Raw genomic sequence first — 14,026 nt, 5'->3', positions numbered from 1 at the left:
GTTCCATCCCGGCCAGCGGACACCCGGTGTCACCCCGACAGCGCTCCGAACGCCCCGTTGGCGAGCCGCCGCAGCAGCGACTCGGTGGCCTCCCGGCCCGGGGCCGCCAGGTGCGGGGTGGAGTTCAGCAGGCCGAAGACCGCGTGCACGGAGACCCGCACCTCCGACTCGCCGACCTCCGGGTGGAGCTGCCGGACGACCTCCACCCACAGCTCGACGTACTGCCGCTGGAGCTGGCGCACGAGCTTGCGGTCGGCCTCGCGCAGCCGGTCCAGCTCCCGGTCGTGCAGGGTGATCAGCGCGCGGTCGTCGAGCGCGAAGTCGATGTGCCCTTCCACCAGGGAGGCCAGCACCGCCGCCGGGTCCCCGGCGGCCTCCTCCACCCGGCGCCGGCCACCGGTCAGCAGCCGTTCGCTGATCCCGACGAGCAGCTCGGCGAGCATCGCGTCCTTGCCCGCGAAGTGGCGGTACAGGCCGGGTCCGCTGATGCCCACCGCGGCCCCTATCTCGTCCACGCCGACGCCGTGGAAGCCGCGCTCGGCGAAGAGTCGAGCGGCCTCACTGAGGATCTGCTCGCGACGGGTCGGGGCGGCCGCTCTGGTGCTCATGGGAATCCATTCTAGACAGGGCCGTTAGCGCTCGTTAACCTAAGCCTCACAAGCGTTAACGCTCATTAACAGCGTGACCGGTTTACGTGGACCGAGCAAGGGAGCTCGACCGATGCAGCAGGCACCAGTGCTGACGAGCGCCGCGGACCCGGCGTCCGAGGCCTGGCGGACCAACGAGGCCGCCCACCGGGAACTCGCCGAGGGCCTGCGCGCCCGGCTGGAAGCGGCCCGCCTTGGCGGCGGCGAGAAGGCCCGCGCCCGCCACACCGCCCGGGGCAAGCTGCTCCCGCGCGAGCGCGTGGACACCCTCCTCGACCCGGGCTCCCCCTTCCTGGAGCTGGCCCCGCTGGCCGCCGAGGGCATGTACGGGGGCGCGGCCCCGGCCGCCGGGGTCATCGCGGGCATCGGCCGGGTCAGCGGCCGCGAGTGCGTGATCGTCGCGAACGACGCCACCGTCAAGGGCGGCACGTACTACCCGATGACCGTCAAGAAGCACCTGCGGGCGCAGGAGGTGGCGCTGGAGAACCGTCTCCCCTGCCTCTACCTGGTCGACTCGGGCGGTGCCTTCCTCCCGATGCAGGACGAGGTCTTCCCCGACCGGGACCACTTCGGCCGCATCTTCTACAACCAGGCCCGCATGTCCGGCGCCGGCATCCCGCAGATCGCCGCCGTCCTCGGCTCCTGCACCGCGGGCGGGGCCTACGTACCGGCGATGAGCGACGAGGCCGTCATCGTCCGCGGCCAGGGCACGATCTTCCTGGGCGGTCCGCCGCTGGTGAAGGCCGCCACCGGCGAGGTCGTCACGGCGGAGGAGCTCGGCGGCGGTGAGGTCCACTCCCGGATCTCCGGCGTCACCGACCACCTCGCGGAGGACGACGCGCACGCGCTGCGGATCGTACGCAACATCGTGGCGACCCTCCCCGCGCGCGGGGCCCTGCCCTGGTCGGTCGAGGCGCCCGAGGAGCCGAAGGCGGACCCGTACGGGCTGTACGGCGCGGTCCCCGTCGACTCGCGCACGCCCTACGACGCCCGCGAGATCATCGCCCGGATCGTGGACGGCTCCCGCTTCCAGGAGTTCAAGTCGGAGTTCGGGCAGACGCTGGTCACCGGCTTCGCCCGGATCCACGGCCACCCGGTCGGCATCGTCGCCAACAACGGCATCCTCTTCTCCGAATCCGCCCAGAAGGGCGCCCACTTCATCGAGCTGTGCGACCAGCGCGGCATCCCGCTCCTGTTCCTCCAGAACATCTCGGGCTTCATGGTCGGCCGCGACTACGAGGCCGGCGGCATCGCCAAGCACGGCGCCAAGATGGTCACGGCCGTGGCGTGCGCGCGGGTCCCGAAGCTGACGGTGGTCGTCGGCGGCTCGTACGGGGCGGGCAACTACTCGATGTGCGGGCGCGCGTACTCGCCGCGCTTCCTGTGGATGTGGCCGAACGCCAAGATCTCCGTGATGGGCGGCGAACAGGCCGCTTCCGTCCTCGCGACCGTCAAGCGCGACCAGATCGAGGGCGCCGGCCAGGAGTGGCCGGCGCAGGACGAGGAGGCCTTCAAGGCACCGGTCCGCGCGCAGTACGAGGAGCAGGGCAACGCCTACTACGCCACCGCGCGGCTGTGGGACGACGGGGTGATCGACCCGCTGGAGACCCGGCAGGTGGTGGGACTGGCCCTGACCGCGTGCGCGAACGCCCCGCTGGGCGAACCGCAATTCGGCATCTTCCGTATGTGACGTGAGGACCACACTGATGTTCAGCACTGTTCTGGTCGCGAACCGGGGCGAGATCGCGGTACGCGTCATCCGCACCCTGCGGGAGCTCGGCATCCGCTCCGTGGCCGTCTTCAGCGACGCGGACGCGGACGCGCGGCACGTACGGGAGGCCGACACGGCCGTCCGGATCGGCCCGGCGGCGGCCGCGGAGAGCTACCTGTCGGTGGAGCGGCTGCTGGACGCCGCCCGGCGCACCGGCGCCGAGGCGGTTCACCCCGGCTACGGCTTCCTCGCGGAGAACGCGGCCTTCGCGGCGGCCTGCGCGGAGGCCGGGCTCGCGTTCATCGGGCCGCCGGCTTCGGCGATCTCGCTGATGGGCGACAAGATCCGGGCGAAGGAGACGGTGAAGGCGGCCGGGGTCCCGGTCGTCCCCGGCTCGTCCGGGAGCGGCCTGAGCGACGCCGAACTGGCCTCGGCCGCCGAGAAGATCGGCATGCCGGTGCTGCTGAAGCCCTCGGCGGGCGGCGGCGGCAAGGGCATGCGCCTGGTGCGGGACGCGGACCTGCTCGGCGAGGAGATCGCGGCGGCCCGCCGCGAGGCCCGCTCCTCGTTCGGTGACGACACGCTGCTCGTGGAGCGGTGGGTGGACCGGCCGCGGCACATCGAGATCCAGGTACTGGCGGACGCGCACGGCAACGTGGTGCACCTGGGCGAGCGCGAGTGCTCGCTCCAGCGGCGCCACCAGAAGGTCATCGAGGAGGCCCCCTCGGTCCTGCTGACGCCGGAACTGCGGGCGTCGATGGGCGCGGCGGCGGTGGAGGCGGCCCGCTCCTGCGGGTACGTCGGCGCGGGCACGGTGGAGTTCATCGTGCCGGGCGGCGACCCGTCCTCGTACTACTTCATGGAGATGAACACCCGGCTCCAGGTCGAGCACCCGGTGACGGAGCTGATCACCGGGCTGGACCTGGTGGAGCAGCAGCTGCGGGTGGCTGCCGGGGCCGAACTGGGCTTCACGCAGGCCGAGGTCACGCTGACCGGCCACGCGATCGAGGCCCGGATCTGCGCGGAGGACCCGGCGCGCGGGTTCCTGCCGTCGGGCGGTACGGTGCTGGCGCTGTCGGAGCCGTCGGGCGGGGCGGTCCGTACCGACTCGGGCCTGGTGGCCGGGGTCGACACGGGGTCGACGTACGACCCGATGCTGTCGAAGGTCATCGCGTACGGGCCGGACCGGGCGACGGCCCTGCGGGTGCTGCGCGGCGCGCTGGCGGACACCGTGATCCTGGGCGTCCAGACCAACGCGGGCTTCCTGCGGCGCCTGCTGGCCCACCCGGACGTGGTGTCGGGCGACCTGGACACGGGCCTGGTCGAGCGCGACCTGCCGTCCCTGCTGCCGGACGGCGTCCCGCCGGAGGTGTACGCGGCGGCCGCGCTGCTGAACCTCCCCCACCCCGCCCCTTCCCGAAACCCTGCCGGGGGCCCGGGCTGGGTGGATCCGTTCGACGCCGCCACCGGCTGGCGCCTGGGCGGCACCCCTGCCTGGACGGTCCACCACTTCCGCCTCCCGGGCCAGGACCCGGTACAGATCGACACCCGACCGGTCGGGCCAAACCCGGCCCCGCGTGGGGGTACCCCCGGACGGAGTCCGGGGGAGTTCGAGGCGCGGGGTCTGGGGCAGAGCACTCGGCCCGCACCCGGCCACGGCGTCGCGGCGACTCCAGCGGCACCGGCCCGCGGCCGCACGGTCGCCCGCACCAGCGACACCGTCACCATCGAACTCGACGGCGTCACCCACCGCTTCACCCATGCCGCCTCCCCGGACGGGGTCTGGCTCGGCCGTGACGGCGACACCTGGCACGTCCAGACCCACGACCCCGTCACCGCGAACCTCAGCGGAGCAGGCCGCGCGGGGGCCGACACCCTCGCCGCCCCCATGCCCGGCACCGTCACCGTCGTCAAGGTCGCCGTCGGCGACCGCGTCACCGCCGGCCAGAGCCTCCTCGTGGTCGAGGCGATGAAGATGGAGCACGTCATCTCCGCCCCCCACGCCGGAACCGTCACCGAGCTCGACGTCTCCCCCGGCACCACCGTCGCCATGGACCAGGTCCTGGCCGTCGTCACCCCCGACGCGGAGGGAGAGGGCGCATGAACGGCCTCCCCATGACCGTCCCCGCCACCGGCCTCCCCAGCCGGGTCCGCATCCACGAGGTCGGTGCCCGCGACGGCCTGCAGAACGAGCAGACCACGGTCCCGACCGCCGTGAAGGCCGAGTTTGTCCACCGCCTCGCCGCGGCCGGGCTGACCACCATCGAGGCCACCAGCTTCGTCCACCCCAAGTGGGTGCCCCAGCTGGCGGACGCCGAGCAGCTGTTCCCCCTCCTCGCCGGCCTCGACGCGGCCCTGCCCGTCCTCGTCCCCAACGAGCGCGGGCTCGACCGCGCGCTCGCCCTCGGCGCCTCGCGGATCGCGGTGTTCGGTTCGGCCACCGAGACCTTCGCCGCCCGCAACCTCAACCGGACCGTCGCCGAGTCCCTGGCCATGTTCGAGCCCGTCGTGGCCCGTGCCAAGGACCAAGGGGCTCACGTCCGCGGTTACCTGTCCATGTGCTTCGGCGACCCCTGGGAGGGCGCGGTCCCGCTCCCCCAGGTGGTCCGCACCGCCAAGGCTCTGCTCGGCCTCGGCTGCGACGAACTCAGCCTCGGCGACACCATCGGCGTCGCCACCCCCGGCCACGTCCGGGCGCTGCTGTCCGCCCTCAACGCGGAAGGCGTCGCCACCGAGCGGATCGGGGTGCACTTCCACGACACCTACGGCCAGGCCCTCTCCAACACCCTCGCCGCGCTGGAGCACGGCGTGACCACGGTCGACGCCTCCGCCGGCGGCCTCGGCGGCTGCCCGTACGCGAAGAGCGCCACCGGCAACCTCGCCACCGAGGACCTGGTGTGGATGCTCGACGGCCTCGGCATCGAGACCGGGGTCGATCTGGCCGCCCTCACCGCCACGAGCGTGTGGATGGCCGAGCAGCTGGGCCGGCCGAGCCCTTCCCGTACCGTCCGCGCCCTCTCCCACAAGGAGTAACGAGAACCATGTCCCTCGACCACCGGCTCACCCCCGAGCACGAGGAACTCCGCCGTACCGTGGAGGAGTTCGCCCACGACGTCATCGCGCCCAAGATCGGCGACCTGTACGAGCGGCACGAGTTCCCGTACGAGATCGTCCGCGAGATGGGCCGGATGGGCCTGTTCGGCCTGCCGTTCCCCGAGGAGTACGGCGGCATGGGCGGCGACTACCTCGCCCTCGGCATCGCCCTGGAGGAGCTGGCCCGCGTCGACTCCTCGGTCGCCATCACCCTGGAAGCCGGGGTTTCCCTCGGCGCCATGCCGATCTTCCGGTTCGGCTCCGAGGAGCAGAAGCGGGAGTGGCTGCCGCGGATGTGCTCCGGCGAGATCCTCGGCGCCTTCGGCCTGACGGAGCCGGGTGCGGGCTCGGACGCGGGCGGCAGCCGCACGACCGCCGTCAAGGACGGTGACGATTGGGTGATCAACGGCTCGAAGTGCTTCATCACCAACTCGGGTACGGACATCACCGGCCTGGTGACCGTCACCGCCGTCACCGGGCGCACCGAGGACGGCCGGCCGCGGATCTCCTCGATCATCGTCCCGTCCGGCACCCCGGGCTTCACGGTCGCGGCGCCGTACTCCAAGGTCGGCTGGAACTCCTCGGACACCCGGGAACTGGCCTTCGACAACGTGCGCGTCCCGCTCGCCAACCTGGTGGGCGAGGAGGGCCGCGGCTACGCCCAGTTCTTGCGCATCCTGGACGAGGGGCGCGTGGCGATCTCGGCGCTGGCCACCGGTCTGGCGCAGGGCTGCGTGGACGAGTCGGTGAAGTACGCGAAGGAACGGCAGGCCTTCGGCCGGCCGATCGGGGGCAACCAGGCCATCCAGTTCAAGCTGGCCGACATGGAGATGCGCGCCCACATGGCGCGGGTGGGCTGGCGTGACGCGGCGTCGCGGCTGGTGGCGGGCGAGCCGTTCAAGAAGGAGGCGGCGATCGCGAAGCTGTACTCCTCCACCGTCGCCGTGGACAACGCCCGCGAGGCGACGCAGATCCACGGCGGCTACGGCTTCATGAACGAGTACCCGGTGGCGCGCATGTGGCGGGACTCCAAGATCCTGGAGATCGGCGAGGGCACGAGCGAGGTGCAGCGCATGCTCATCGCCCGCGAACTGGGCTTCGCGGGCTGACTGGCGGTCCGCTCGCGGACGCGTGACGGGCGAGGGGGGCCGAGGAAGTTAGGGCCCCCTTACTCATTTTGAGGAAGGTTAGGCTAACCTTCCCTCGAACGGCCTTCGTGGCCGCCCGGCACGCACCACGCACGAAAGCGGACATCGACATGCCCAAGTCCCCGGCCTCCCCCTTCACCCGCCGCGGTCTCATCGCCGCCGGCGGCGCCCTCGGTCTCGTCGCGGCGCTCACCGCCTGCGGCGGCGCCGACCAGGCCGAGGACGGAGCGGGCGCATCGGACAAGGGCGCCGCCGCCTCCGGTTCCTGGAGCTTCAAGGACGACCTGGGCAAGGAGGTCACCGCCAAGTCGACGCCGAAGAGCATCGTCGCCTTCACCGGCACCGCGGCCGCGCTCTCGGACTACGGCGTCAAGGTGAAGGGCGTGTTCGGCCCGACCAAGACGGCCGACGGCAAGCCCGACGTCCAGGCCGGCACGATGGACATCTCCAAGGTCGAGATCCTGGGCAACGTCTACGACGAGTTCAACGTCGAGAAGTACGCGGCCCTGCGGCCCGACCTGCTCGTCACCAACACCTGGGACGGCAGCTACTGGTACGTCCCCGAGGCCTCCAAGGACAAGATCCTCAAGCTGGCCCCGGCCGCCGCGGTCTCGGTCGGCGGCGACGCCTCCCTCGACAAGTCCCTGGAGCGCACGGCCGCCCTCGCCAAGGCCCTGGGCGCCGACCTGAACTCCAAGGCCGCCGTCGACGCCAAGGCCCGCTTCGAGGCCGCCTCCGCCAAGGTCCGCGAGGCCACCAAGGCCAACCCGGGCATCAAGGTGCTCGTCGGTTCCGGCGCCGCCGACCTGTTCTACGCCTCCACCCCCAAGACCTCCGCCGACCTCAAGTACTTCGAGTCGCTCGGCGTCGAGTTCGTCATCCCGGAGAAGCTGGACCAGGGCGGCTTCTACGAGAGCCTGAGCTGGGAGAACGCCGGCAAGTACAAGGCCGACGTCATCCTCCTGGACAACCGGACCGGCACCCTCCAGCCGGAGGAGCTCAAGGCCAAGCCGACCTGGGCCGAGCTGCCCGCCGTCAAGGCCGGCCAGGTCACCCCGCGCGTCACCGAGCCGATCTACTCGTACGACAAGTGCGCCAAGATCCTCGAAGACCTCGCCAAGTCGATCCAGGACGCCAAGAAGGTCAGCTGACCCGCCCGCCTTCCGGCACCGCCGATCAACTCCCAGGGGGGAACCGCCGCATGACCGCCACCCACGCCGACAGCGACACCGACACCGACACCAGCGTCGCGCACTTCCGCTTCTTCGCGCTCGAAGTGCTCCGCACCCGCCGCCTCGGCCACTCGTTCCTGCGGGTCACCTTCGGCGGCGAGTCCCTCGCCGGCTTCCGCTCGGGCGGCTACGACCAGAGCCTCTCCCTCTTCCTCCCGCCCCCGCACCGGGAACACACCGAGCTCCCGTCCACCGACGAGGACACCTGGTTCGGGGCCTGGCGCGCCGTGCCGGAGGCCGAGCGCCCGGTGATGCGTTCCTACACCGTGCGCGAGCAGCGGCGTACGCCGCAGGGCGTGGACGAGGTCGACGTCGACTTCGTCCTCCACGGGGACACGAGCCCCGCCTCCGCGTGGGCCGGGCGGGCGGTCACCGGCCGGCGGATCCTGGCGATCGGGCCGGCCGTCGCGGAGAACAAGTCAGTACGGTTCCAGCCGCCGGCGGACGCCGACCTGATCCTGATGTACGCGGACGAGACGGCCCTGCCCGCCGCGGCCGCGATCTTGGACCGGCTCCCGTCCGGTACCCGTGTCAAGGCCTGGTTCGAGGTCCCGCACGAGGACGACCGGCTCGCGCCGGCCACCTCCGCCGACGCCGACATCACCTGGGTGGTGCGCGGCGCGGGCGCCGGCCGGGAGCGGACCGGGCACCTGCTGGAGGCCGTCCGGGCAGGCGGACCACCCGCCGCCGAAGCCCCGTACGCCTGGATCGCGGGCGAATCCGGCACGATCCGCGCGGTACGCCGCCACCTGGTGCAAGAACGCGGGATCGACCGGCGCCGGGTGCGGTTCACCGGCTACTGGCGGCTCGGCGCGAGCGAGGAGGAGCTCCTCGCGGAGGCGTACTCCGGCCGGGCTCCCAGCGAGGACCCGAGCGCGGAGCTGTAGCCCCAACTCGCTTCGTCCACACCCCCGTTCCAGCGAGGGCCCCGGCCGGTCGGCCGGGGCCCTCGCTGTTTGGCGACCAAGTTAGGTTAGGCTAACCTAATCAGCACAGTCCACCCCCACTTCCCCTTGTCCGGAGGAAAGTTGATGCGTTCGCATCTGCTCAACGAGACGACCGCGGACCTCTACCGGCGTTCCGTCACCGAAGGCGTCGACCGCGTCGCCGCCAAACTGGCCACCACGGAACGGCCCCACACCGGTATCTCCGTCGACGAACTCGCCCCGGTCATCAACGGGATCGACCTCGACAAGCCGCTGGAAGACCCGGCTGCCGCCCTCGACGAGCTCGAAGAGGTCTACCTGCGGGACGCGGTGTACTTCCACCACCCCCGCTACCTCGGGCACCTCAACTGCCCCGTCGTCATCCCCGCCGTGCTCGGCGAGGCGATCCTCTCCGCCGTCAACTCCTCGCTGGACACCTGGGACCAGTCCATCGGCGGCACCCTCATCGAGCGGCGCCTGATCGACTGGACCGCGGGGCGCATCGGCCTCGGTCCGCGCGCCGACGGCGTGTTCACCTCCGGCGGCAGCCAGTCCAACTTCCACGCCCTGCTGCTCGCCCGCGACGAGGCCTGCCGCATCGCCGCGCAGCGGGTCCGCGCCGAGGGACGGGACCTCACCAAGGCCGCGCTGCTGCCCCGGCTGCGCATCCTGGCCTCCGAGGCGAGCCACTTCAGCGTCCGCAAGTCCGCCGCCATGCTGGGACTCGGCTACGAGGCCGTCATCTCGGTGCCCGTCGACCGGAACCGCCGGATGGACACCTCCGCCCTCGCCCTGGAACTGGAGAACTGCGCCCGCGAAGGCCTGATCCCGATGGCCGTCGTCGCCACCGCCGGCACCACCGACTTCGGGTCCATAGACCCGCTCCCCGAGATCGCCCGCCTGGCCGCCGAGCACTCCACGTGGATGCACGTGGACGCCGCCTACGGCTGCGGACTGCTGGTCTCCCCCACCCGCCGGCACCTCCTCGACGGCATCGAGCACGCCGACTCCGTGACCGTGGACTACCACAAGTCCTTCTTCCAGCCCGTCAGTTCCAGTGCGGTCCTGGTCCGCGAACGCGACACCTTGCAGCACGCCACGTACCACGCGGACTACCTCAACCCGCGCCGCATGGCGCAGGAGCGGATCCCGAACCAGGTCGACAAGTCCATCCAGACGACGCGCCGCTTCGACGCCCTCAAGCTCTGGATGACCCTGCGCGTGATGGGCGCCGACGCCGTCGGCTCGCTCTTCGACGAGGTCATCGACCTGGCCGCGGCCGGCTGGGAGCTGCTCGACGCCGACCCGCGCTTCGAAGTCGTCGTACGCCCGCAGATCTCCACCCTCGTCTTCCGCTACGTCCCCGTGGGCGAGGACCTTCGGCCCGATCTGGTGGACGAGGCCAACCTGCACGCCCGCAAGGCGCTGTTCGCCTCCGGTGAGGCCGTCGTCGCCGGCACCAAGGTCGACGGCCGGCAGTACCTGAAGTTCACCCTCCTCAACCCGCAGACCACGACGTCCGACATCTCGGCCGTCCTCGACCTCCTCGCCGCACACGCCGAGCAGTACCTGGGAGAATCCCTTGCCGTCCACTCGTGAACCCCATGACTTCATCGGCATCGGCCTCGGCCCCTTCAACCTGGGACTCGCCTGCCTCACCGCGCCGATCGACGAACTCGACGGCCTCTTCATCGAGTCGAAGCCGCACTTCGAGTGGCACGCCGGGATGTTCCTGGACGGCGCTCACCTCCAGACGCCGTTCATGTCGGACCTCGTCACCCTCGCCGACCCGACGTCGCCCTTCTCCTTCCTGAACTACCTCAAGGACAAGGACCGGCTGTACTCCTTCTACATCCGGGAGAACTTCTACCCGCTGCGCGCCGAGTACAACGACTACTGCCGCTGGGCCGCGGACCGCCTGGACAACGTCCGGTACTCGACCTCCGTCACCGAGGTGACCTACGACGAACGGGCCGGGCTGTACGAGGTCCACACCGACCGCGGTGAGACCCACCTGGCCCGCCACCTGGTCCTCGGCACCGGCACCCCGCCGTTCGTCCCGCCCGCGTGCGCGGGCCTGGGCGGCGACTTCACCCACAACAGCGCCTACATGGAGCACAAGGCGCAGCTCCAGCAGAAGGAGTCGATCACCCTCGTCGGCTCGGGGCAGAGTGCCGCCGAGATCTACTACGACCTGCTCGGCGAGATCGACGCACACGGCTACCGGCTCAACTGGGTGACCCGCTCCCCGCGGTTCTTCCCGCTGGAGTACACGAAGCTGACGCTGGAGATGACCTCCCCCGAGTACGTGGACTACTTCCACGCGCTGCCCGAGGAGACCCGCTACCGGCTGGAGTCGCAGCAGAAGAACCTGTTCAAGGGCATCGACGGCGAGCTGATCAACGCCATCTTCGACCTGCTCTACCAGAAGCGGATCAGCTCCCCCGGACCGGTCCCGACCACCCTGCTCACCAACACCTCCCTCAACTCGGCCGCGTACGACACCACGTCGGGCAGGTACACGCTGGGCCTGCGCCAGGAGGAGCAGGAACGGGACTTCTCCCTCACCACCGAGGGCCTGGTGCTCGCCACCGGCTACCGCTACACGCTGCCCGAATTTCTGGCGCCCGTACGCGAGCGGCTGCGCTTCGACGGGCACGGCCGGCCCGACGCGGCCCGCAACTACAGCATCGACGTCACCGGCCGCGGGATCTTCCTGCAGAACGGCACCGTCCACAACCACTCCGTCACCGCGCCCGACCTGGGCATGGCCGCGTACCGCAACGCGTACATCATCGGCGAGCTCCTGGGGCGCGAGCACTACAAGGTCGAGAAGTCCATCGCGTTCCAGCAGTTCGCCGCCCCGGAAGGCACCCTGGCATGAGCACCACCGAACTCCTCTTCACCCGTACCGATCCGGCCCTCGGCGATTTCGCCCTGCGCCCCCTGGACCCGTTCTCCGACGCGGAGCTGCTGCACGGCTGGGTCACGCACCCCAAGGCGGCCTTCTGGCTGATGGGGGACGCCTCCCTGCCGGACGTGGAGCGCGAGTACATGCGGATCGCCGCGGCCGAGCACCACGAGGCGTTCATCGGCCTGCACGACGGCCGGCCCGCCTTCCTGATGGAGACCTACGATCCGAGCCGACTGGAGCTGGTCGGCCTGTACGACGCCCAACCGGGCGATGTCGGCATGCACTTCCTGGTCGCCCCCAGCGACACGCCCGTCCACGGCTTCACCCGCGCGGTGATCACCACCGTCATGGCGGCCCTGTTCGCCGACCCGGCCACCCGCCGGGTGGTGGTCGAGCCGGACATCCGCAACACCGCGGTCCACGCGCTCAACGCGGCCGTCGGCTTCGTGGCGGACGGCCCGGTGCGAAAGCCCGAGAAGGAAGCCCTGCTGAGCTTCTGCACCCGTGAGCAGTTCGAAGCGGCCACCCGGGAGGGATCCATATGAGCCTCGCCGACGCCGTCTCCCACCTCTCCCCCGAGCTGTGGGCGCGGGCGAACCGCGCCCTGCTCCGCAAGGCCCTCGCGGAGTTCTCCCACGAGCGCCTGCTGACCCCCCGGCCACTGGGCGACCGGCGGTACGCGGTCACGAGCGACGACGGCAGCGTGGAGTACCGCTTCCGCGCCGCCCGGTACGCGCTGGACCACTGGGCCGTGGACGAGTCCTCGATCACCCGGCACCGCGACGGGACCGAGCTGCCGCTCGACGCGCTGGACTTCCACATCGAGCTGCGCGAGACCCTCGGTCTGAGCGCGGAGGTCCTGCCGGTGTACCTGGAGGAGATCTCCTCGACCCTGGCGGGCGCCGGGTTCAAGTACACGAAGCCGCAGGTCTCCTCCGCCGTCCTCGCCAAGTCCTCCTTCCAGGACATCGAGACCGGCATGACCGAGGGCCACCCCTGCTTCGTCGCCAACAACGGCCGCCTCGGTTTCGGCGTGCACGACTACCTCTCGTACGCCCCGGAGGCGGCGAGCCCGGTCCGCCTGGTGTGGGTGGGGGCCCACAAGGACGTCTCCACCTTCACGGCGGGGGCGGGCCTGGACTACGACTCCTTCATCCGCGAGGAGCTGGGCGCGGAGACCGTCGCGGCCTTCGCCGCCCGGCTCGCCGCGCTGGACCTCGACCCGGCGGACTACCACCTCTTCCCCGTGCACCCCTGGCAGTGGTGGAACAAGACGACGGTCACCTTCGCGGCGGAGATCGCCAACCGCCGGCTCGTCCTGCTGGGCGAGGGCTCGGACGCCTACCTGGCCCAGCAGTCGATCCGGACGTTCTTCAACACGAGCGCCCCCGGGAAGCACTACGTCAAGACCGCCATCTCGGTGCTGAACATGGGCTTCATGCGGGGCCTGTCGGCGGCGTACATGGAGGCCACCCCGGCGATCAACGACTGGCTGCACCAGTTGATCGGGGCCGATGCCGTGCTGCGGTCGGTGGACTTCTCGATCATCCGCGAGCGGGCGGCGATCGGCTACCACCACCGGCAGTACGAGCGCGCGACGGACCGCTACTCGCCGTACCGCAAGATGCTGGCGGCGCTGTGGCGCGAATCCCCGGTGTCCTCGCTGCGGGAGGGCGAGCGGCTCGCCACGATGGCGTCCCTCCTGCACGTGGACGCGGAGGGCAAGTCCTTCGTGGGCGCCCTGATCGAGGAGTCGAAGCTGCCGGTCGAGGACTGGCTGGCCGCGTACCTGCGCGCCTACCTGGTCCCGCTGCTGCACTGCTTCTACGCGTACGGCCTCGCGTACATGCCGCACGGCGAGAACACCATCCTGGTCATCGAGGGCGGTGTGGTGAGGCGGGCGGTCTTCAAGGACATCGCCGAGGAGATCGTGGTCATGGACCCGGACGCGGTCCTGCCGCCGGCGGTCGAGCGGATCCGGGTCGACGTCCCGGAGGACATGAAGCTCCTGTCGGTCTTCACGGACGTCTTCGACTGCTTCTTCCGCTTCCTGGGCCCGATCCTGGCGGCGGAGGGCATCTGCGAGGAGGAGACCTTCTGGCGGGCCGTGGCCGGCTGCGCCCACGCCTACCAGGATTCGGTGCCGGAGCTGGCGGAACGTTTCGCCCGCTACGACCTCTTCGCGCCGGAGTTCCAGCTGTCCTGCCTGAACCGCCTCCAGCTGCGCAACAACCGGCAGATGGTCGACCTCGCCGACCCCTCGGCGGCCCTCCAGCTGATCGGGACCCTCGAGAACCCCGTCGCGCCCTTCGCCCGGCGGTGACCGGGGAGGGGGGCGGGCGTCGATACGGTCCC

At 71.1% G+C, this 14,026-nt stretch carries 11 protein-coding genes; 10 read left to right on the top strand and 1 reads right to left on the bottom strand.

Annotated elements, in window-relative coordinates:
- Window positions 1-29: 29 nt before the first annotated feature.
- Complete coding sequence (locus ACWGH1_RS05985) at window positions 30-608, bottom strand: SACE_7040 family transcriptional regulator (RefSeq protein WP_453355656.1); 579 nt, start codon at window positions 606-608, stop codon at window positions 30-32.
- Window positions 609-720: 112 nt separating this feature from the next.
- Here ACWGH1_RS05985 and ACWGH1_RS05980 point away from each other — a divergent pair, with 112 nt between their 5' ends.
- The 10 genes from ACWGH1_RS05980 to ACWGH1_RS05935 all read left to right on the top strand — a co-directional run bounded on the left by ACWGH1_RS05980 (window position 721) and on the right by ACWGH1_RS05935 (window position 13,994).
- Window positions 721-2,337 carry a carboxyl transferase domain-containing protein gene (locus ACWGH1_RS05980; protein ID WP_453355655.1) on the top strand — a complete coding sequence of 539 codons (1,617 nt, stop codon included), beginning with the start codon at window positions 721-723 and terminating at the stop codon, window positions 2,335-2,337.
- 16 nt (window positions 2,338-2,353) lie between these two features.
- Window positions 2,354-4,462, top strand: coding sequence for an ATP-binding protein (locus tag ACWGH1_RS05975; RefSeq protein WP_453408463.1), 2,109 nt, complete (start codon window positions 2,354-2,356; stop codon window positions 4,460-4,462).
- Entirely contained in the window at window positions 4,459-5,391 is a 933-nt protein-coding gene (locus ACWGH1_RS05970; protein ID WP_453356314.1) for a hydroxymethylglutaryl-CoA lyase, read from the top strand. Before ACWGH1_RS05975 ends, ACWGH1_RS05970 begins: the two co-directional genes overlap by 4 nt.
- A gap of 8 nt (window positions 5,392-5,399) precedes the next feature.
- Window positions 5,400-6,560: an acyl-CoA dehydrogenase family protein gene (locus tag ACWGH1_RS05965; RefSeq protein WP_453356315.1), complete on the top strand. Its 1,161-nt coding sequence runs from the start codon at window positions 5,400-5,402 to the stop codon at window positions 6,558-6,560.
- A gap of 149 nt (window positions 6,561-6,709) precedes the next feature.
- Complete coding sequence (locus tag ACWGH1_RS05960; protein ID WP_453408462.1) at window positions 6,710-7,750, top strand: ABC transporter substrate-binding protein; 1,041 nt, start codon at window positions 6,710-6,712, stop codon at window positions 7,748-7,750.
- Window positions 7,751-7,800: 50 nt separating this feature from the next.
- On the top strand, window positions 7,801-8,718 hold the full coding sequence (locus tag ACWGH1_RS05955) for a siderophore-interacting protein (RefSeq protein ID WP_453357660.1): 918 nt from the start codon (window positions 7,801-7,803) through the stop codon (window positions 8,716-8,718).
- A 144-nt stretch (window positions 8,719-8,862) separates the two neighbouring features.
- The gene (locus ACWGH1_RS05950; RefSeq protein WP_453353755.1) at window positions 8,863-10,356 is read left to right on the top strand and encodes a pyridoxal phosphate-dependent decarboxylase family protein; all 1,494 of its coding nucleotides are present in this window, start codon (window positions 8,863-8,865) and stop codon (window positions 10,354-10,356) included.
- On the top strand, window positions 10,340-11,641 hold the full coding sequence (locus ACWGH1_RS05945) for a lysine N(6)-hydroxylase/L-ornithine N(5)-oxygenase family protein (protein ID WP_453353754.1): 1,302 nt from the start codon (window positions 10,340-10,342) through the stop codon (window positions 11,639-11,641). The genes ACWGH1_RS05950 and ACWGH1_RS05945 overlap by 17 nt, the downstream gene beginning before the upstream one ends.
- Entirely contained in the window at window positions 11,638-12,216 is a 579-nt protein-coding gene (locus ACWGH1_RS05940; protein ID WP_453353753.1) for a GNAT family N-acetyltransferase, read from the top strand. Before ACWGH1_RS05945 ends, ACWGH1_RS05940 begins: the two co-directional genes overlap by 4 nt.
- Complete coding sequence (locus ACWGH1_RS05935; RefSeq protein WP_453408461.1) at window positions 12,213-13,994, top strand: IucA/IucC family protein; 1,782 nt, start codon at window positions 12,213-12,215, stop codon at window positions 13,992-13,994. Before ACWGH1_RS05940 ends, ACWGH1_RS05935 begins: the two co-directional genes overlap by 4 nt.
- Window positions 13,995-14,026 lie beyond the last annotated feature (32 nt).

The organism is Streptomyces sp. NPDC054883, assembly GCF_053610645.1.
Note: the sequence above shows the minus strand (reverse complement) of the source record. Positions and strands in the feature narration are given on the sequence as shown.